This is a genomic window from Thermomonospora cellulosilytica, assembly GCF_014138835.1.
Lineage (GTDB): Bacteria > Actinomycetota > Actinomycetes > Streptosporangiales > Streptosporangiaceae > Thermomonospora > Thermomonospora amylolytica.
The window spans coordinates 6,639,930-6,657,319 of record NZ_JACJII010000001.1 but is presented as its reverse complement, the minus strand read 5'-3'; the positions used below and the strand labels follow the sequence as shown (position 1 = coordinate 6,657,319).

General features: G+C 74.0%; 12 protein-coding genes and 1 pseudogene. 3 read left to right on the top strand and 10 right to left on the bottom strand.

Features of this window, described 5'->3' with window-relative positions; genetic code table 11:
• Positions 1 to 178 precede the first annotated feature (178 nt).
• Positions 179 to 775 (top strand): annotated as a pseudogene (locus HNR21_RS36485) (response regulator transcription factor); the annotation flags it as partial.
• Here the strand turns inward: HNR21_RS36485 and HNR21_RS36700 are convergent.
• From HNR21_RS36700 to lanKC, 4 genes are all read right to left on the bottom strand, one after another.
• Positions 695 to 2,617: an ATP-binding cassette domain-containing protein gene (locus HNR21_RS36700; RefSeq protein WP_376766610.1), complete on the bottom strand. Its 1,923-nt coding sequence runs from the start codon at positions 2,615 to 2,617 to the stop codon at positions 695 to 697. The pseudogene HNR21_RS36485 and the gene HNR21_RS36700 sit on opposite strands and share 81 nt — an antisense overlap.
• Before the next feature lie 103 nt (positions 2,618 to 2,720).
• On the bottom strand, positions 2,721 to 4,406 hold the full coding sequence (locus HNR21_RS31250) for an ATP-binding cassette domain-containing protein (protein ID WP_312881442.1): 1,686 nt from the start codon (positions 4,404 to 4,406) through the stop codon (positions 2,721 to 2,723).
• 96 nt (positions 4,407 to 4,502) lie between these two features.
• Positions 4,503 to 4,619: a SapB/AmfS family lanthipeptide gene (locus HNR21_RS31245; RefSeq protein WP_182707976.1), complete on the bottom strand. Its 117-nt coding sequence runs from the start codon at positions 4,617 to 4,619 to the stop codon at positions 4,503 to 4,505.
• Between the two features lie 6 nt (positions 4,620 to 4,625).
• Positions 4,626 to 7,199 carry a class III lanthionine synthetase LanKC gene (gene lanKC / locus HNR21_RS31240; RefSeq protein WP_182707975.1) on the bottom strand — a complete coding sequence of 858 codons (2,574 nt, stop codon included), beginning with the start codon at positions 7,197 to 7,199 and terminating at the stop codon, positions 4,626 to 4,628.
• A gap of 239 nt (positions 7,200 to 7,438) precedes the next feature.
• Here lanKC and HNR21_RS31235 point away from each other — a divergent pair, with 239 nt between their 5' ends.
• Complete coding sequence (locus tag HNR21_RS31235) at positions 7,439 to 8,629, top strand: RNA-guided endonuclease InsQ/TnpB family protein (protein ID WP_182707974.1); 1,191 nt, start codon at positions 7,439 to 7,441, stop codon at positions 8,627 to 8,629.
• 65 nt (positions 8,630 to 8,694) lie between these two features.
• Here the strand turns inward: HNR21_RS31235 and HNR21_RS31230 are convergent, their stop codons facing one another.
• The 4 genes from HNR21_RS31230 to HNR21_RS31215 all read right to left on the bottom strand — a co-directional run bounded on the left by HNR21_RS31230 (position 8,695) and on the right by HNR21_RS31215 (position 12,996).
• Positions 8,695 to 9,144: a flavin reductase family protein gene (locus HNR21_RS31230; RefSeq protein ID WP_119729127.1), complete on the bottom strand. Its 450-nt coding sequence runs from the start codon at positions 9,142 to 9,144 to the stop codon at positions 8,695 to 8,697.
• Between the two features lie 35 nt (positions 9,145 to 9,179).
• Entirely contained in the window at positions 9,180 to 10,895 is a 1,716-nt protein-coding gene (gene sppA / locus HNR21_RS31225; RefSeq protein WP_182707973.1) for a signal peptide peptidase SppA, read from the bottom strand.
• A 54-nt stretch (positions 10,896 to 10,949) separates the two neighbouring features.
• Complete coding sequence (locus tag HNR21_RS31220) at positions 10,950 to 11,417, bottom strand: PaaI family thioesterase (protein ID WP_182707972.1); 468 nt, start codon at positions 11,415 to 11,417, stop codon at positions 10,950 to 10,952.
• Positions 11,418 to 11,544: 127 nt separating this feature from the next.
• The gene (locus HNR21_RS31215) at positions 11,545 to 12,996 is read right to left on the bottom strand and encodes a serine/threonine-protein kinase (RefSeq protein WP_182707971.1); all 1,452 of its coding nucleotides are present in this window, start codon (positions 12,994 to 12,996) and stop codon (positions 11,545 to 11,547) included.
• Between the two features lie 86 nt (positions 12,997 to 13,082).
• On the opposite strand from HNR21_RS31215, the gene HNR21_RS31210 reads away from it, so the two are divergent.
• Positions 13,083 to 13,943, top strand: a complete 861-nt coding sequence (locus HNR21_RS31210) for an NUDIX hydrolase (protein ID WP_182707970.1) — start codon at positions 13,083 to 13,085, stop codon at positions 13,941 to 13,943.
• A 13-nt stretch (positions 13,944 to 13,956) separates the two neighbouring features.
• Here HNR21_RS31210 and glgB read toward each other — a convergent pair whose 3' ends face one another.
• Both glgB and HNR21_RS31200 read right to left on the bottom strand, forming a co-directional pair.
• A complete protein-coding gene (glgB, locus tag HNR21_RS31205) occupies positions 13,957 to 16,176 on the bottom strand; it encodes a 1,4-alpha-glucan branching protein GlgB (RefSeq protein WP_182707969.1) in 2,220 nt (739 codons plus the stop codon).
• Between the two features lie 112 nt (positions 16,177 to 16,288).
• The gene (locus HNR21_RS31200) at positions 16,289 to 17,377 is read right to left on the bottom strand and encodes a GNAT family N-acetyltransferase (RefSeq protein ID WP_182707968.1); all 1,089 of its coding nucleotides are present in this window, start codon (positions 17,375 to 17,377) and stop codon (positions 16,289 to 16,291) included.
• Between the last annotated feature and the right edge of the window lie 13 nt (positions 17,378 to 17,390).

Here is a 17,390-nt window from a genome sequence, read left to right as displayed (position 1 = left end):
ATTCACTCACGCTAAGTGTTGGTGTTTGTTGCGATGTAAAATGCTCGGTATGGACGGTGGGCGAGGGTGAGGAATATCGCCGGTGCATGCGGCGTCACCGGTATTTGCTCCGGTGCCCGTGCGCCCTGGTCCGGCTGACGGAAACCATGACCGTCTTATCAGCGATGTGAGTGTTCCCATGGACTTTTCAGCGTTCCGCCGTGCGCTCATGTCGGTGCCATCGGTCCCATCGTCACCAGGGGAGGCGACCATGATCCGGGTCCTGATCGTCGAAGAGCTGTCACTGCTGCGCGGCGGGCTGGTGGCACTGCTGGAGGAACACCGGGACCTGCTGGTCGCCGCCGCGATCGACGGCTCCGACAAGCTGGTCGCGGTGGCCCGCGAGGTGGCCCCCGACATCGCGCTGATCGGGGTGGACGGCATCCGCTCCGACCCGTTCGCCCTGGTCGAGACGTTGCGCGCGGAGGTGCCCGAGTGCGCGGCGGTGCTGATGGCCGAACGCGCCAGACCCGGCGACCTGCGCCGCGCCGCCGCGGCCGGGGCGGCCGGGTTCCTGCTCAAGGGCACCTCGCCGGACACCCTGGCCGGGTCGCTGCGCCGGGTGGCCGCCGGGGAGCGGGTGATCGACGCCGATCTGGCGTTCGCCGAGCTGGCCGCCGCCGAGAGCCCGCTGACCCCGCGCGAGCTGGAGGTGCTACGGCTGGCCGGGGAGGGCGCCACCGCCGCGCAGATCGCCGACACCCTGGTGCTCACCATCGGCACCGTCCGCAACCACCTGTCCCGGATCAACCGCAAGATCGGCGCCCGCAACCGGGTGCACGCCATCCGGATCGCCGAGTCCTCCGGCTGGCTGTGACCGCCAGTGCCCCACCAGCTCCCGGTAGGCCGGTGACGCGGCCAGCAGCTCGTCGTGCCGGCCGTACCGCGCGCTGACGCCGTCCAGCAGCAGCACGTGGCGGGCCCGCAGCGCGGACGTCATCCGGTGCGCGATCACGACCAGCGTGCCGGGCCGCCGGGCCAGCGCCAGCTCCGCCCGCTCCTCCGCGGCCGGGTCCAGCCGGCAGGTCGCCTCGTCCAGGACCGTCAGCGGCGCCGCCGCCAGGTAGGCCCGGGCCAGCGCGACGAGCTGGCGTTCCCCCGCCGACAGCGCCCCCGGATCGACCCGGCCGCCGTACCCGCCGAGCCGCTGCGCCAGCGCCGACAGCCCGACCGCGTCCACCGCCTCCGCCACCCGCGCGTCGTCGGCGTCCGGCGCGAGGTAGGTGAGGTTGTCGTGCAGCGTCCCGTCGAACACGTACGCCTCCTGCGGGATCAGCACCCGCTCGCGGGGATCCCCCGGCGGCCGGCCGCCCACCCGGATCACGCCCTCCCCGGGCGTCAGCAGCCCGGCGATCAGCGCGGCCAGCGTGGACTTGCCGATCCCGCTCGGCCCCACCACCGCCAGGTGGTCGCCGGGCGGCACCACCAGGTCCAGCCCCTTGATCACCGGCTCGGCCCGCTCCCCGTAGGCGAAGCCCACCCCTTCCAGGCGCACCTCCACCGGCGCGCCGCCGCGCACCCCCTCGTCCCCCGCCGTCACCGGCGGCCGGGGAACGGACGACCGCAGCGGAGTTCTGCCGAGCGAGGATCGTCCGTCCCATCCTTCGGGGGCCTGGGGGTCGTCCCCCAGGGCGACGGGCCGGTCCGCCGCCTCCCGCAGCCGGGCCAGCGTGACCGCCAGCCGCAGCCCGCTCCCGCCCAGCCCCGCGATCAGGCTGTTCAAGGCCGGTTGCAGCCCGTTCACCGCGTACGCGACGCCCCCGACCACCGTGCCGGGGGTGGCCCCGCCGCCGATCAGCCAGGGCGCCGCGACCAGGACCGCCACCACCGGCGCCCAGCCCCCCGCCGCCAGCACCGCCATCCGCGCGCCCGCCAGCCGGGCCACCGCCCGCGCCGCCGCGGCCTGCTCGTCGACGGCCCCGCCGACCTCGGCGGCCACCCGGTCCTCCGCCCCGCAGGCGGTCACGTCCCGCAGCCCCGCCGTCATCCGGTCCACCAGCCCGGCCAGCCGCTCCTCCCCGAGGATCAGCTCCCGCTGCCGCCGCGCCGCCACCGGAACGATCGCCGCGAACGCCGCCAGCGCCACCACCAGCGGCACCGTCATCGGCACCAGCAGCACCGGCGCCAGCGTCGCCGCCCCCACCAGCGCCGCCCCCACGCTGAACACGAAGCCCCGCACCACCATCAGGACCCCGGCGAACGTGTCCCGCACGATCTCCACCTGATGCGTCAGCCGCGCCACCGCCCCGGTGTCGGCCGGCCCGCCCGCCGCCCGCCGCAGCGTCCCCGACACCACCTCGCGCACCAGCTCGTCCCGGAACGGCTCCACGACGGCCGCCAGCGCCGCGTACAGCCGCCGGCACCCCGCCGCCCCCACGAGCCCGGCCGCCACCAGCGCCCCGAGCCAGCTCAGCGCGAGCCCCGTCCGCCCCTCCCGGAACGCGTCCACCGAACGGGCCACCGCCTGCCCGAACAGCATCGTCGGCAGCACCTCGACCAGCGACCACCCCGCCAGCCGCAGCATCGCCCGCGGCCGCCTCCGGGTCACCCGCGCCAGCGTCCCCACGAGCTCCCGCACGACCCGCACCCGGCCGCCCCCGGCCCGGGCGATGCCCGCGTGCGATGCCGTCCGTGCCCGTCGCCGAGATCTCCAGGGCGGTCGGGGATCGTTCGCGGCCGGTTCACTCATCGGGGTCCTCGGGGGCGGTGGCGAAGACGGCGCGGTAGGCGGGGTCGTTCCAGAGGGCGTGGTGGGGCGCCACGGCGCGGACGCGGCCCGCCTCCAGCCAGACGACCAGGTCGGCGCGGGCGGCGGTGGAGGCGCGGTGGGCGGTGATCAGCCGGGTCCGGTCGGTGAACGCCTCGAAGAGGGCGCGCCCGATCTCGACCTCGGTGGCGGTGTCGAGGCTGGAGGTGGCGTCGTCGAGGATCAGCAGGCGGCCGCCGTGGGCGAACGCGCGGGCCAGCCCGAGACGCTGGGCCTGGCCGCCCGACAGCGGGGTCTCGGCGAGGGGCGTGGCGTACCCGGCGGGCAGGCGGCGGACGAACGGATCGGCGCACGCGGCCCTGGCGGCATGGTGGAGGGCGTGCTCGGGGGCGCCGGGGGAGCCGAAGGCGATCGCGTCCAGGACGGTGGCGCCGAAGAGGTCGGGACGGGCGAAGGCATAACCGACGGCGCCGCGCAGGGCGGCGCGGGTCAGCCGGGGCAGCTCCACGCCGTCCAGGAGCACCTGCCCGGAGTCGGGGTCGGCGAGCCGCCCGGCCAGGGCGGCCAGCAGGGACTTGCCGGAGCCGGACCGGCCGACCACGGCGACGGCGGCGCCGCCGGGGATCAGCAGGGTCACGTCGGCCAGGACGCCCGCCCGCACCCGGCGGAACTCCAGGGCCCCCGGGCCCGGCGGCAGCTCCTCGGTGCCGTGGGAGGGGACGGGGCGGCCGAGGACCTCGGACGCCCGGGCGGCGGCGCCGCGGGCCCTCCCGATCCGGCCGAACTGGGCGACGAGCGGGCCGAGCCCGGCGGCCAGCACGGCGTACTGGGCGGCGGCGACCAGCTCGCCCGCGGTGATCCGGCCCGCCGCCAGCTGCACGCCCGCCACCGCCAGCACCGCCGCCTGCAGCGCCACCACCGCGAGCAGGCCGCGCGCGCCCACCCCGCCCTGCACCCGCCACATCCGGGCGCCCTCGCGGCGCAGTTCCGGCAGCGGGGCCAGCACCCGGCGGGTCTCGCGCTCCACGGTCCCGGCGGCGGCGATCGTGCGGATCCCGCGCAGCGCCTCGGCCAGCCGGCCCGCCATCGCGCCCTGCACGGTCAGATAGCGGCGGACGGTCCCGGACATGTCCCGGACGAACGCGCGCAGCAGCAGCACCAGCAGCGGCATCGCCACCGCCAGCGCCACCGCGATCGGCCAGTCGATCCACACCAGCGCCGCCGCCGCGCCGACCGGCGGCAGCACCGCCACCGCCGCGCGGATCACCGCCACCGGGGCCTGGCCCGCCTCGGCGGCGCCGCCGACCATCCGGCTGGCGGTGTCGCCGGGATCCAGCCGCGACGACGGCCCCGCCGCCAGCACATGGCGTACGAACGTGTGCCGCAGCCAGGCGGTGGCGCGGGCGCTTCCGGCACCGCCCGCCCACTCCAGCAACAGGTCGATCGCCGCCGACGCCGCGATCAGCGCCGCGCACAGCCACACCGCCGTGCCGACCGCGCCCGGTGACAGCGCCTCGTCCACCGCACGGCCCAGCACCGCCGGCAGCGCCAGCGTGACGGCGGTGTCGGCCAGCGCGACCACCGCCAGCACCGCGGCCCAGCCGCCGCCCCGCCGGGCGGTCCGCCACAGCAGCCGGTCGGCGGTCTCGGTCGTGGTCACGGGTCCCCCTCCCGGAACGGCCAGGTGGCCGCGGGCCGCCCGGGCGTCATCGCGCCCGGTGCGCACCGCGGCCACCGGTCTGTTCGGCGATGCCGATCAGAGGCACAGGACGGTGCTCTGCGAGCTGAGCTTGTCGCACAACAGCAGGCTCGCGCTGCTCTCGCCGCCTCCGCCGTTCTCGACCGTCATCCCCTGAAGGTCCAGAAGCGCCATGTTCCGTCACCCCCTTTCGGGCTGGAGAGAGGTGGGCCCCGCGGAGGTCTCCGCGGGGGGCTGGTGGGCCGGCCCCCGTGCCCGCAGGAAGGGCAGGTCGATCGGGGCGCCGGACAGGGCGGCACCGAGCGCGAGGAGCACGCCCGCGGTGCCGGTGGCAAGGTCGTGGGACAGCCGGTAGAGCTGGTCGCCGGGGAACGCCAGCCCGCCCGCGTGGCCGATGGCGTGCCAGGCCAGGGCGCGCACGTGGGCGTGGACCGCCGGGTCGGCGGGGTCCTGCCGGCCGAGGTGGAGCAGCATCCCGGCCCGCCCCCGGAACAGGCTGGGCTGCGCGTAGTACAGGGATCTGGCTGCCAGCCGGATCCCCTCGCGGGCCCGGACGAACTCGGCGGCGTCCGGCCCGTCCGGATCCACCGCCAGGTACTCGTCGATGACCAGCCCGATCCCCACGCTGCCCTTGTCGATGTACGGCAGCAGCCGGCCGTCGTCGAGCTGGAGCGCGCCGTTGCGGTCGGTGCGGCAGGCCGCCAGGTCGTGCCGCAGGGCGGCCGCCGCGTGCGCCAGCAGGGACTCCTCCCCGGTCCGCTCGTAGCGGCGCAGGCACATCAGCGCCACGCCCGCACCGCCGTACAGGAACCCGGGGCGGGCCCGCCCCAGCCGGTCCATCCGGGAGACGACCAGCCCGGCGGCCCGTTCGGCGTCCGCGCGCAGCGACTCCTCGCCGGTCGCGTCGGCCAGGTGGTCCAGGGCCAGCGCGAAACCGGGCAGCCCGCCGTACAGGTCGAGCCCGAGCCGGTCCCACCGTTCCCGGAGGCTGTGCGACGCCGCCGCCAGCGCCTCGTCGGTCCGGCCGAACGAGGCCAGCACGCAGGCCGCGCCCAGCAGCCCGTCGTAGAACCCGAGCCCGCTGCCCTGCGGCGGATCGACCGCCCTGCGCGCCAGCCACTCCACATGCTCGGGGTCACGGCCGGCCCCCACCGCGTCCAGCGCGTACAGCACGCCCGCCGCGCCGTGCGCGATGCCCAGCGCCGCCCCGGAGAACTGGGCGATGTCGCCGGGGAACAGCCGGTCCTCGCGCTCGGGGGTCGCGCCGGCGCGGATCGCCCGCACCAGATCCTCCCGGGAGCGCTCCCATCCTTCGGGGTCGGGGGTGAACCGGGGCGGGACGCACGGCCCCAGATCCCGGGTGATCTCCGCGACCGCCTCGTCCAGGAAGCCCTGCGGCACCGGGAAGTGCTCGGCGATCACCTCGGCGAGCTGGTGCGCCTTGCCCCGGTCCTGGGTGAACAGCGTGGTCAGCGGCAGGAACAGCGCCAGCCGCAGGCAGGCCAGGCTGTAGCGGTCGACGTCCTCGCCGTGCCGGTCGCGGGGGGCCTGGAACGCCGGGTTGGCCAGCGTCTGCCGGGCCTGCTCGTCGGCGCGGGTGGCCACCTCGAAGTCGATCAGCGCCACCGTGTCGTCCGGCCGCACCATGATGTTGAACATGTGCAGGTCGTGGTACACCGCGCCGCGCTCGTGAACGGCCTCCACCAGCCGCTGCACGCCCTGGTGGATCCGCAGCGCCCAGGCGGTGTAACCGGCCACCTTTCCCGGGTCGAGTTCCGGGTCCAGCAACGGATGGCGCTCGGCGAAGAAAGTGTTGAGGGTGCGTCCCTCGATGCGCTCCTGCACCAGGAAATGGTGCTCGCCCAGCACGAAGTAGTCGATCATCTCGGGGACGCCGTCGATGCCCGCCAGATGCTCCAGCATGTCCCGTTCACGCTGCAGCCGGGACACCGCGTCCGCCCCGTCGGCGGCCAGCCCGGCATGAGGACGGGCCTCCTTGAGAATGACCTGCCGGCCATTCCTGGTGTCCGTTCCGGCGTACACTCCGCCGCCGTTGGAGAAATGCAGCGCCTGCTCGATCCGGTACGGCAGGTCGGCGACGGTGGTCGCGGCGCGGGCGGCCAGATGGGGCTCCAGGCAGGCCGGGAGCGTCACCCACTCGGGCACCGTGAACACCGGCCCGCGCCGGTCCGGCACCAGCTCGCCGTCGCCGTTCTCCATCGCCGGCACCAGGTCGCCGCGTTCGTCCAGCACCCGCCGGCGGGCGAACCCGCCGTACCGCACGTACAGCGGGCCGTCACCGATCCGCAGGTCGGACAGGATGTAGGGGCCCGGAAGCCCGGCCAGCCCGGCGCCCAGATCCGCGATGATCCGGGTCAGCTCCGCCTCGTCGGCGGGGTAGATCGTCACCAGCTTGCCGCTGGCGCCGCGCGGGGCGTACTTGGCGTTGCGCATCCGCAGCGTGCCCGGCCCGCGCAGGTGCTTGAACGCGATGCCGCGCGGCACGCAGTACTCCCAGGTGCGCTCCAGAACGGTGTCGGCGCTTTCCGCGCAGCCGGAGACGTGCACTTTCCAGCCCTGCAGCGGAATGCGGCTCACCGGCGGCTCGTAGTTCATCCACTCGTCGCCGGGGATCTGCCGCCAGCCGTCCGGGAGAGGCCGATGCGCGATCGCGAACTCGGTGGCCCGGCCGACCTTGGGGGCGTCATAGAAGAAACGGTCGGCAAGGCAGTAGAGCTCGTACCGCTGATCCACCGGAATGCCTCTCTGTGCGAGCGCCGGAAGCGTTACGGAGAAAGGCTCGCAGAGCAAAGAGAGATCTACCAGTAGCGGACATCACGAATGAACCGTGAAACCTTACCGCCCCAACCGTGACGCCCTGGTCACCGTTCGTGCCGGAGATGTACCGGCTTCCGGCTGAGGATGGTTGCCGCTCGGTCGCATGTTGCCTGAAAGCGGCAACCCAGGACGGACTGTGACGCTATGGTGATGGCATGGCGACGGTAGGTGATGCTGAGAAGGTGCGGTACACCTACCGGCTGCGGGTGTCGTCGACCGCGCGCCGGGCGCTGCTGGCCGAGTGGGATCGGTGCCGGTGGGTGTGGAACCAGTGCGTGGCCACCTCCCGCGCCGCGCACAAGGCGCGCGAAGAGTGCGGTCCGGCCCGGCTGGACCGGATGCTGACCGGCTGGCGGGCCGAACACTCCTGGTTGCGTGAGGGAGCGTCGGTGCCGCAGCAGCAGGTCATCCGCGACTTCGCCAAGGCCCGCGCCAAGGCGCTCAAGGACATAACGGCGCGGCTGCCGGTGCGGCGGCGGGCCGGGATGCCGCGCTTCAAGAAGAAGGGGCTGGCCCGCCCAAGCCTGAACTACACACGGCGTGGGTTCCGGCTCAAGGACGGCCGTCTGCACCTGGCCGGGGGCATCGTGCTGACCGTGGTGTGGTCGCGGGATCTGCCCGCCGACCCGTCCAGCGTCCGCGTGTACCGCGACAGTCTGGGGCACTGGTACTGCTCGTTCGTCATCCCCGCCGAGGTGCAGCCGCTGCCGGAGACCGGCCGGGTGGTCGGCGTGGACTGGGGAGTGAAAGAGATCGCGACCACCACCAGCGACGCCCACGATCTGCCGCACCCGGAGTACGGCAAGAAGGCCGCCGCCAGGCTGGCTCGTTACCAGCGGAGGATGGCCCGCCGCCGCAGGCGCGGGCAGGCTCCTTCGAAGGGCTACCTCAAGGCGAGGAAGCAGGCGGCCAGGGCGTACAAGAAGGTGGCCCGGCAACGGGCCCACACCGCCCGCAGGTGGGCCAAGAAGCTGGTGCGGGACCATGACGCGCTGACGGTGGAGGACTTCCGGCCGAAGTTCCTGGCCAAGTCCACCATGGCGCGCAAGGCCGCCGACGCGGCGATCACCGCCACCAAGCGCGAGCTGATCGCCATGGCCCGCAAACACGGCCGCACCCTGCGGCTGGTGCATCCCGCGTACAGCACGATGGACTGCGGGCGGTGCGGAGCGAGAACCAAGCACGCACTCCCGCTGTCCGAACGCACCTACACCTGCACCGCCTGCGGAACCACGTCTCCACGGGACAAGAACTCCGCACGCGTGATGCTCATCCGGGCAGGGCTGAACCCGGACGGCGTTGATCGCGCAAGACCCGGCCGTCCGCCGGACGACCGGGCGGCGTGAGCCGAAAATCCCCATACCACCCCTGCTTGGACGGGAGTCTGCCCGCCCTTCAGGGCGGGGAGCAGTCAAAGATAGCGGCGGCCGGCTCGGACCAGTGGGGACCGGCGGGGGTCGGCGTGGTCGACCGCCAGCACGTCGGCGAGCACCAGGAGGTGGTCGCCGGCCGTCAGCCGCTGCCGGGTCCGGCACTCCAGCGCCGCGGGAGCGTCGGCGACGATCAGGGCGTCCGACAGCGGCCCCCGATGGTGCGGGCGTCCGGCCAGCAGCAGCCGCGCCCCCGGGCGGCCCGCCGCCGCGAAGCGCCCGGCCAGGGCGCGCTGGTCGGCGCCGAGCACGTTGGCGGCCCACACGTCCCGGCGGCCCAGCACCTCCGCCAGGTAGGACGACCCGGTCACCGCCACCGCCACCATCGGCGGCTCCAGCGACACCGACATGAACGAGCTGATCGTCGTGCCCAGGTCGTCGCGCCCGTCGCGGACGGTCAGCACCACCACCCCGGTGGCCAGCGCCGACATCGCGTCGGTGAACTCCCCGGGCCCGGGCTGGGCGCTCAGCGGATCTCCCAGTTCCCCGGCAGGGTCAGCGGCCCGCCGGCGGGCAGCCCCAGCCGTGCCGCCAGCGCGCTCAGCGACCCCCACCCGTCGAACCGGGCGCCGGCCGCCGTGCGGTCCTCGCTGGACTCGGCCGGGCGCAGCCGCTCCAGCGGCGTGATGTGCGGGTAGCCGCGGACCGGGGCGTCGACGGGCAGCCCGGCCTTCTTGCGGGCCAGGTCCAGCGCCAGGTCGAGCCCGCCGAGCTCGTCGACCAGCCCGCCCTCCTTGGCGTCCGCGCCGGTCCACACCCGGCCGCGGGCCATCTCGTCCACCTGGTCGGCGCTCAGCCCGCGGAACTCGGCGACCTTGGCGGTGAAGTCGGCGTACACCCGGTCCAGCGACGCCTGGATCCGTTCCCACTCCGACTCGGTGAAGCCCTTGGTGGCGCTGAACATCCGGGCGTGCTCCCCGTCGGAGACCGTGCCCATCGCGACGCCGATCCGCTCCAGCAGCTCGCTGATCACCGCCTTGCCCACCACCACGCCGATCGAGCCGGTGATGGTGCCGGGCTGCGCCACGATGGTGTCGGCGGCCATCGAGACGTAGTAGCCGCCGGAGGCCGCCACGTTCCCCATCGACACGACCACCGGCTTGCCGGAGCGCCGGGCCAGCACCACCTCGCGCCAGATGGCGTCGGAGGCGACCGCCGACCCGCCGGGGCTGTTGACCCGGAACACGATGGCCTTGACCCGCTCGTCGCGGACCGCCGCCCGGAACGCCGCCCCGATGGTGTCCGAGCCCATCGCCGGGCCCTGCGACGGCAGCGGCCCGCCCCGCCCGCTGCGGCCCAGCCGGATCATGCCCTGCCCGTTGATCAGCGCGACCACCTGGCGGCCGCGGCTGGGCTGCGGCAGCCGTTCGGCGAGCCCGTGGGAACGGTTGTAGCGGGCCACGTACCGCAGCTGCACCCGCCCGTCCGGACCGCCGGCCTCCTTGCGGACCTCGTCGTAGACCTCGTCCCGGTACGCCAGCCGGTCGACCAGCCCGGCCTCCAGCGCCTCGTCGGCCTGCAGCGGGCCCCGGTCGATCAGCTCGCGGACCTTGTCGACGGTCAGCCCGCGCGCCTCGGCGATGCCGGCGGCCAGCTGCTCGCCGATGGAGTCCACCAGCCGCTGCGAGGACCGCCGGTGCGCCTCGGTGTAGGCCCGCTCCATGAAGGTGTTGGCCATGGTCTTGTACTCGTGGCGGGCGGCGAACACCGGCTCGATCCCCGCCTTGTCCAGCGCGCCCCGCAGGAACGGCTCCTCCAGCGCCACGCCGGTCAGCCCCACCTCGCCGGTGGGCTGCAGGTACACCCGGTCGAACGCGGACGCCAGGTAGTAGGGGACGCTGCCGCGCCCGCTCTCCCCGTACGTCTCGCTCCACGCCACGGTGAGCTTGCCGGCCTCGCGCAGCGCGGTCACCGCCCCGCGCAGCTCCTGCGCCATCGCCAGGCCCAGCGTTCCGGACACCTTGACCACCAGGGCCCGCACCCGGACGTCACCGCGGGCCCGGCGCAGCCCGTCCAGCACGTCCCGCAGGTGGGGACGGCGCATCGACAGCACCGCCGACAACGGGTCGGCCGGGACCGTCTCCACGATCCCGTCGGTCAGGTCGAGTTCGAGCACCAGCGGGGCCGTCCGCCGGTCGCGCGCTTGCCGGATGATGCTGACGACAGTGCCGGAATCCACCATGCGGCAAGCCTATGCGCTCACCGGGCGGCTCCCGGAGGAGCCGCCGGGCTCCGTTCAGCGGGAGAACGCCTGGTTGGGGGTGACGCTGGCGGTCGCCTGCGCGATCAGCCGCCCCTCGGCATCGGTGATCGTCGCGTTGGACAGCATCCGGGTCTTGCCGGGGTGCACGCACACGCCCTCCACCCGGTACGTCCGGTCGGCCGGCACCGGCCGCAGGTACTCCACGCTGAGGCTGAGCGTCAGCATCGGGGTGAAGCGCTCGAACGTGCTGGCCGCGGCCAGGCAGACGGCGTTGTCGAGGATCATCGCGATGTACCCGCCGTGCACCGTTCCACCGGGGTTGCACAGCTTGTCCTCGGGCGTCCAGTCGATCGTCACCCGGCCGTGCTCGGCGTCCACCACCGACTGCCCGATGTAGTCGTTGATCGCGGTGAGCTGGGGGAACCTGCCGTCGCCCATCGCCTTGATCAGCTCGGCCCCGGACAGGGTGTTCCACAGGTCCAGTTCGGACTCGATGCTCACGCGCACTCCCGGTCGATCATCGTGGGGGCGCGTCCGGCGTCCCCCCGCCGTTCGAGATTCTCGTACGGCAGGGTAAACGCCCGTTTGCCGGGAGGCACTGTGCCGTTGGTCACGGCCTTCCGCCGGGTCAGCCCCTGGTGAGCGTCCCGGTGGTGGAGCCGGTGCCGAGCGGGCTGGGGGAGTCGTAGGACATCCGGTCGCCCTGCAGGGTCAGCCGGACCGTGCCGCCGATGCAGAACCCGGTGGTCCCCTGGGGCGTGGTGGTCGCCTCGGTGAACTCCACGGTGGAGCCCGTGACCCCGGACAGGGTGAGCCGGTTGGTGCATCCCCAGTCGGGGTAGACGGCCTGCCCCTCGTTCCGGCCCGCCTGGAGGGTGATCGTCACCCGGGAGGCGTTCTCGCCGCCGAGCAGGGAGGGGGCGGACACGTTCCCCTTCCAGGTCCCGGCGAACGCCTGCGGAACGCCCTGGCCGTCACCGCCGCCGTCAGTGCTCGGAGCACCGCCGCCTCCGCCGGCCGGAGGCGTGGTCCGGCCCTGGGTGGTCGCGGGCGGTCGTGTGGGCCGGTCGTCGGCGCCCGGGTCACCGTCGTCCGGCCAGGCGAAGGCCACGACGAGGACCGCGATCAACGCCGCCAGCGCGACCCCGGCGGCCAGCGCCAGCGGCAGGCCCCGGCCCTTGCGCGGGGGAGCGGGCATCGTCTGCTGATGGCCCGGCGAGGTCTCTGACGGCCGCCCCACCGGCGAGGTCTGCGCGACCGGGGGCGGTTGTGTCGCCGACGCCGCGGCCGCGGGGTCGGTGAGCCACATCAGCAGGTCCCGTGCCGTGGGACGCCGCGCCGGGTCCTTGTCCAGGCACTCGGCCAGCAGCCCCCGCACCCGTTCCGGCACCCCCGACAGATCCGGCCGCTCGGTGGCGATCCGGTGCATCAGCGCGGGGATGTTGTCGCCGCCGCCGAACGGCGGACGCCCCGTCGCCGCGTACACCATCGTCCCCGCCCAGGCGAACACGTCCGACGCGGGCGTCGGCGGCTCGCCCCGCAGCCATTCCGGCGCGAAGTAGGCGGGCGTGCCGACCATCTGCGTGTGCGTCTCGGCGTCCACCGCGCGGGCGATCCCGAAGTCCACCACCCGCGGCCCGTCCGGGCCCAGCAGCACGTTCGCGGGCTTGAGGTCGCGGTGCACGATCCCCGCGCCGTGGATGGCGGTCAGCCCGCTGGCCGTGTTGACCATCAGCCGGTCCAGGTCGCCCCCGGTCAGCGGCCCCCGCTCCGCCACCCGCTGTTTCAGCGACGGCCCCTCGACGAACTCGCTGACCACGTACGGGCGCGGCCCCTCGGCCGAGGCCTCCAGCACCGCCGCCGTGCAGAACGGGGCGACCCGCTGGGCGGCCTGCATCTCCCGCGCGAACCGGGCCCGCGCCGCCTCGGAGGCCGTCTTGAGCACCTTGACCGCCACCCGCCGCCCGTCCGGCGCCTCACCGAGGTAGACCACGCCCTGCCCGCCCTCGCCGAGCCGCCCGAGCAGCCGGTACCGGCCGATCCGCCCGGGGTCGTCGGACTGCAGCGCAAGGCTCGGCATGTGACCGCCTTTCCGCGGAACGTCCCGTGTCCGGTGTTGAGACGCGCCCACGCTACCGATCGGTTCGCCGCCTTAGGGTCTGCTCCATGGGAGTTGCCGACGGCTGGACGCGCTGCGCCCAGGGACACCAGCACTGGGGCAGGTACGGCGCCGCCGGGATGCTGATCTTTCATCTGGACGCCGAGGAGGGCCCGCACGTGCTGCTGCAGCAGCGGGCCTGGTGGTGCAGCGGTGCGCTGACCTGGTGCATGTTCGGCGGCGGCCGGCTCGGCGGGGAGGATCCGGTCACCGCCGCGCTGCGGGAGACCGCCGAGGAGTGCACGCTCGACACCGGCGTGCTGCGGCTGCACGGGCTGGTCCACGACGACCACGGCGGCTGGAGCTACACCACGGTGGTCGCCTCGGCCGACCGGATGCACCCGGTGCGTCCCGCTTCGGCCGAGACCCGCCGGGCCCGCTGGTTCCCCCAGGAGAAGGTCGCCGGGCTGCGGTTGTTCGAGCCGTTCGCGGTCAACTGGCCTAGGCTCGCCACCATGATGTCCCGGCTGGTCCTGGTGGTGGACGCCGCCAACGTGGTGGGCTCGCGCGCCGACGGGTGGTGGCGCGACCGGGCCGGCGCGACCGCGCGGCTCCGCGACAAGCTCGCCGGCCTCGCCGAGCGGGGGGTCACCGGCCTGCCCGAAGGCGTCGTCGGCCACGACATCTCGTTCCCCGAGATCGTCCTGGTGGTGGAGGGCGCGGCCCGCCCGGTGGCCGACGGCCAGGTGCCGGGCGTGCGGGTGGTCGCCGCGCCCGGCAGCGGCGACGACGCCATCGTGGACCTGGTCCGCGCGGCCGAGCCCGGGACGACCTGCCTGGTGGTGACCGCCGACCGCGGCCTGCGTGCCCGCGTCACCGCCGCGGGCGGCCACTGCACCGGCCCGAGCTGGCTGCTGTCCCGGCTCTGACCGGGCTAACCGGTCACTTCTCCTCCGGCACCAGCCACACCGCGCCCAGCGGAGGCACCCGCAGGGCGGTGGAGGCCGGCTGGGCGTGGTACGGCTCCTCGACGGCCTCGACGCGGCCCATGTTGCCGACGCCGCTGCCGCCGTACTCGTAGGCGTCGGTGTTGACGACCTCGAGCCAGCCGCCCGCGCGGGGCAGCCCGATCCGGTAGTTCTCGTGCGGTTCGCCGGAGAAGTTGACCACGCAGGCCATCACCGAGCCGTCCGAGCCGTACCGCAGGAACGACAGGGTGTTCCCGGCGGCGTCGCTGGCGTCGATCCAGTGGAACCCGCCGGGCTCGTCGTCGATCGTGTAGAGCGCGGGCGTGTCGCGGTAGACCCGGTTGAGGTCGCGGACGAGCTTCTGCACCCCGAGATGGCGGGCGCCCTCCACGGCGTCGTCCAGCAGCCACCAGTCCAGGGTGCGCTCCTCGGCCCACTCGCCGCCCTGGGCGAACTCGCCGCCCATGAACAGCAGCTGCTTGCCCGGATGCGCCCACATGTAGGCGAACAAAGCCCGCAGGCCCGCGAACTTCTTCCAGGTGTCGCCGGGCATCTTGCCCAGCAGCGACCCCTTCAGGTGCACCACCTCGTCGTGCGACAGCGGCAGCACGTAGTTCTCCGAGAACGCGTACACCAGCGAGAACGTGATCTCGTTGTGGTGGTAGTGCCGGAACACCGGGTCGTGCCGCATGTACGTGAGGGTGTCGTGCATCCACCCCATGTTCCACTTGAACCCGAAGCCCAGGCCGCCGAGGTGGGTGGGCCGGGACACGCCGGGCCACGCCGTGGACTCCTCGGCCACCATGATGACGCCCGGGTACCGCCGGTAGACGGTGGCGTTGGTCTCCTGCAGGAACGAGATGGCCTCCAGGTTCTCCCGCCCGCCGTACACGTTGGGCGCCCACTCGCCGTCCTTGCGGGAGTAGTCCAGGTAGAGCATCGAGGCCACGGCGTCCACCCGCAGCCCGTCGATGTGGAACTCCTCCATCCAGTAGCAGGCGTTGGCCACCAGGAAGTTGCGCACCTCGGCCCGGCCGTAGTTGAACACGTACGTGCCCCAGTCGGGGTGCTCGCCCTTGTGCGGGTCGACGTGCTCGTACAGGGCGGTGCCGTCGAACCGGCCCAGTGCCCACTCGTCCTTGGGGAAGTGCGCCGGCACCCAGTCCACCAGCACCGCGATGCCCGCCTGGTGCAGCGAGTCCACCAGGTGACGGAAGTCGTCGGGGCTGCCGAACCGGGAACTCGGCGCGTAGTACGACGTCACCTGGTAGCCCCACGACGGCCCGTACGGGTGCTCGGCCACCGGCAGGAACTCCACATGGGTGAACCCCATGTCCTTCACGTACGCGGTCAGCTCCTCGGCCAGCTCCCGGTAGCCCAGGCCCTTGCGCCACGACCCCAGGTGCACCTCGTAGATGCTCATCGGCTCGTGCAGCCAGTCGCGCTCCTTGCGCTGGGCCATCCACTCGGCGTCGCCCCACTCGTAGGAGGAGGCGAACACCCGGGACGCGGTCGCCGGCGGCTGCTCGGTCCACTCGGCCATCGGGTCGGCCTTGGACCGCCAGTGCCCGTCCGCGCCGAGGATCTCGTACTTGTAGGTCGCGCCGGTGCCGACGTCGGGGACGAACAGCTCCCAGATCCCGCTGGAGCCCAGCGACCGCATCGGGTGCGCCCGCCCGTCCCAGTGGTTGAAGTCGCCGATCACCCGCACCCCGCGCGCGTTCGGCGCCCACACCGCGAACGACGTGCCGCTGACCGGGCCGAACGCCGACGCGTAGGTGCGCACCCGGGCGCCCAGCGCCTTCCACAGCTCCTCGTGGCGGCCCTCGGCGAACAGGTGCAGGTCCAGTTCGCCCAGCGTCGGCAGGTAGCGGTACGGGTCGTCCTGGATCAGCTCCGGCCCGCCCGGATAGCGCACCGCCAGCCGGTAGTCCGGGACGGCCTGCGGGGCCCGGCCGTCGTCGCCCGACAGGGCGTGCCCGTTCGGGACGGTCCCCGCGAACACTCCTTGGTGCACGTGGTGCAGCGGATGCCGGTCGCCGTTCGGCAGCACCACCTCGACCTGCTCGGCCAGCGGCCGCAGCGCGCGGATGGTGACCCCGTCCCGGTCGGGGTGCGCGCCGAGGACCGAGTGCGGATCGTGGTGGTGGCCGTCGACAAGCCGGTCGAGCTCCTCGTGCATCACCCGAGCCATGGTGATCTGGGCCTCCCTGTCGTCCGCGTGGCCTCCTCCAGAACCTATGCCTGCCCCGTGACGGCGGAGTTTCACCTCCCGGCAACGATCGGGGAAAAGTTGCCCGAACCGGTCAACGCCCCCGGGTGCGGAACGCGCCATACCGGCGCAATGCGCGGTCGGCCACCCCGTACAGGCGTTCGCTCTCGAGGATGGTCCGGCGGGCCCGGGCGACCGGGGCGTGCCGCACCCAGTGGACGGCGGCGCCGGGGGAGCGGCGGCGCACCACGCCCTCCCCGACCGGGGTCTCGTGGCTGCGCAGCTCCTCCTTGTAGCGCCAGCCCACCCCCGGCCCCAGGTCCATCTCCCGGATGCCCCGTTCGGCCGCCGCCTCCGCCATCCGCAGGTGCAGCGCCATGCCGGGGGAGTAGCGGGAGTAGTCCGGGTCGTACACCGGGAACCAGGTGATCAGCGTGTGGTCGCTGCGCAGCCCGAAGTGCCCGGCCACCGGAGCGCCCCCGGCGTACAGCATGGACAGGCACCCGGCGAACCCCGGCTCGCGGGTGCCGTGCAGCAGCTCCACCAGGTCCACCACCCAGCGGCGGGAGAACCGGTCGGTGCGGCCCATCGCCCGGTACTGCTCGGACTTCCAGCGCCGCACCAGCGCCAGCGACGCGGCGTCGCGCACGTCGAAGTCGAACGTCACCTCGCCGACCTGCCGGGCCAGCTTGCGCTCCTTGTAGCGGGTCTGCTTGACCACCTTGGAGCCCCTGGCCTGCAGCCCCTTGGCGTAGCCGGCGAAGCCGTCGCTCAGGTCCATGATCACCGACCCGAGGGTCCTGCGGGTGTACGGCTCGAACCACGGCTGCCCGGCCACCAGCGTGCCGTACTCCCACACCGCCAGCCCGCAGCCGCGCAGCAGCTCCCGCGCGTCCAGCCGGTCCAGCCCGGGCGCGTGCACCAGGCCCTGGCACAGCGACAGCCAGCCGCCGATCGCCGCGCCGCTGCCCCGGCCGGTGAGCTCGAACGGGAAGAACCCCACCAGGTCGGCCCCCTCCTCCAGCACCGCGACCCGCGCCCCCTTCCGCACCTGGTCGACGGCGCGGGCGTACCCCGCCGACATGAACGGGTTGGCCAGCCGGGGGGTGGCGGCCTGCATCGCGCGCCAGGCGGCCAGCTCGGCGTCCCCCAGCTCGCGGGGGCGGACGACGGTGATGCGCATGCGGGTCCTGCCT

Coding starts and splice junctions, on each gene's coding strand:
- HNR21_RS31245 (WP_182707976.1), bottom strand. CDS start 4,619: ATGGCGCTTCTGGACCTTCAGGGGATGACGGTCGAGAACGGCGGAGGC.
- HNR21_RS31235 (WP_182707974.1), top strand. CDS start 7,439: ATGGCGACGGTAGGTGATGCTGAGAAGGTGCGGTACACCTACCGGCTG.
- HNR21_RS31230 (WP_119729127.1), bottom strand. CDS start 9,144: ATGTCGGCGCTGGCCACCGGGGTGGTGGTGCTGACCGTCCGCGACGGG.
- sppA (WP_182707973.1), bottom strand. CDS start 10,895: ATGGTGGATTCCGGCACTGTCGTCAGCATCATCCGGCAAGCGCGCGAC.
- HNR21_RS31215 (WP_182707971.1), bottom strand. CDS start 12,996: ATGCCGAGCCTTGCGCTGCAGTCCGACGACCCCGGGCGGATCGGCCGG.
- HNR21_RS31210 (WP_182707970.1), top strand. CDS start 13,083: ATGGGAGTTGCCGACGGCTGGACGCGCTGCGCCCAGGGACACCAGCAC.
- glgB (WP_182707969.1), bottom strand. CDS start 16,176: ATGGCTCGGGTGATGCACGAGGAGCTCGACCGGCTTGTCGACGGCCAC.
- HNR21_RS31200 (WP_182707968.1), bottom strand. CDS start 17,377: ATGCGCATCACCGTCGTCCGCCCCCGCGAGCTGGGGGACGCCGAGCTG.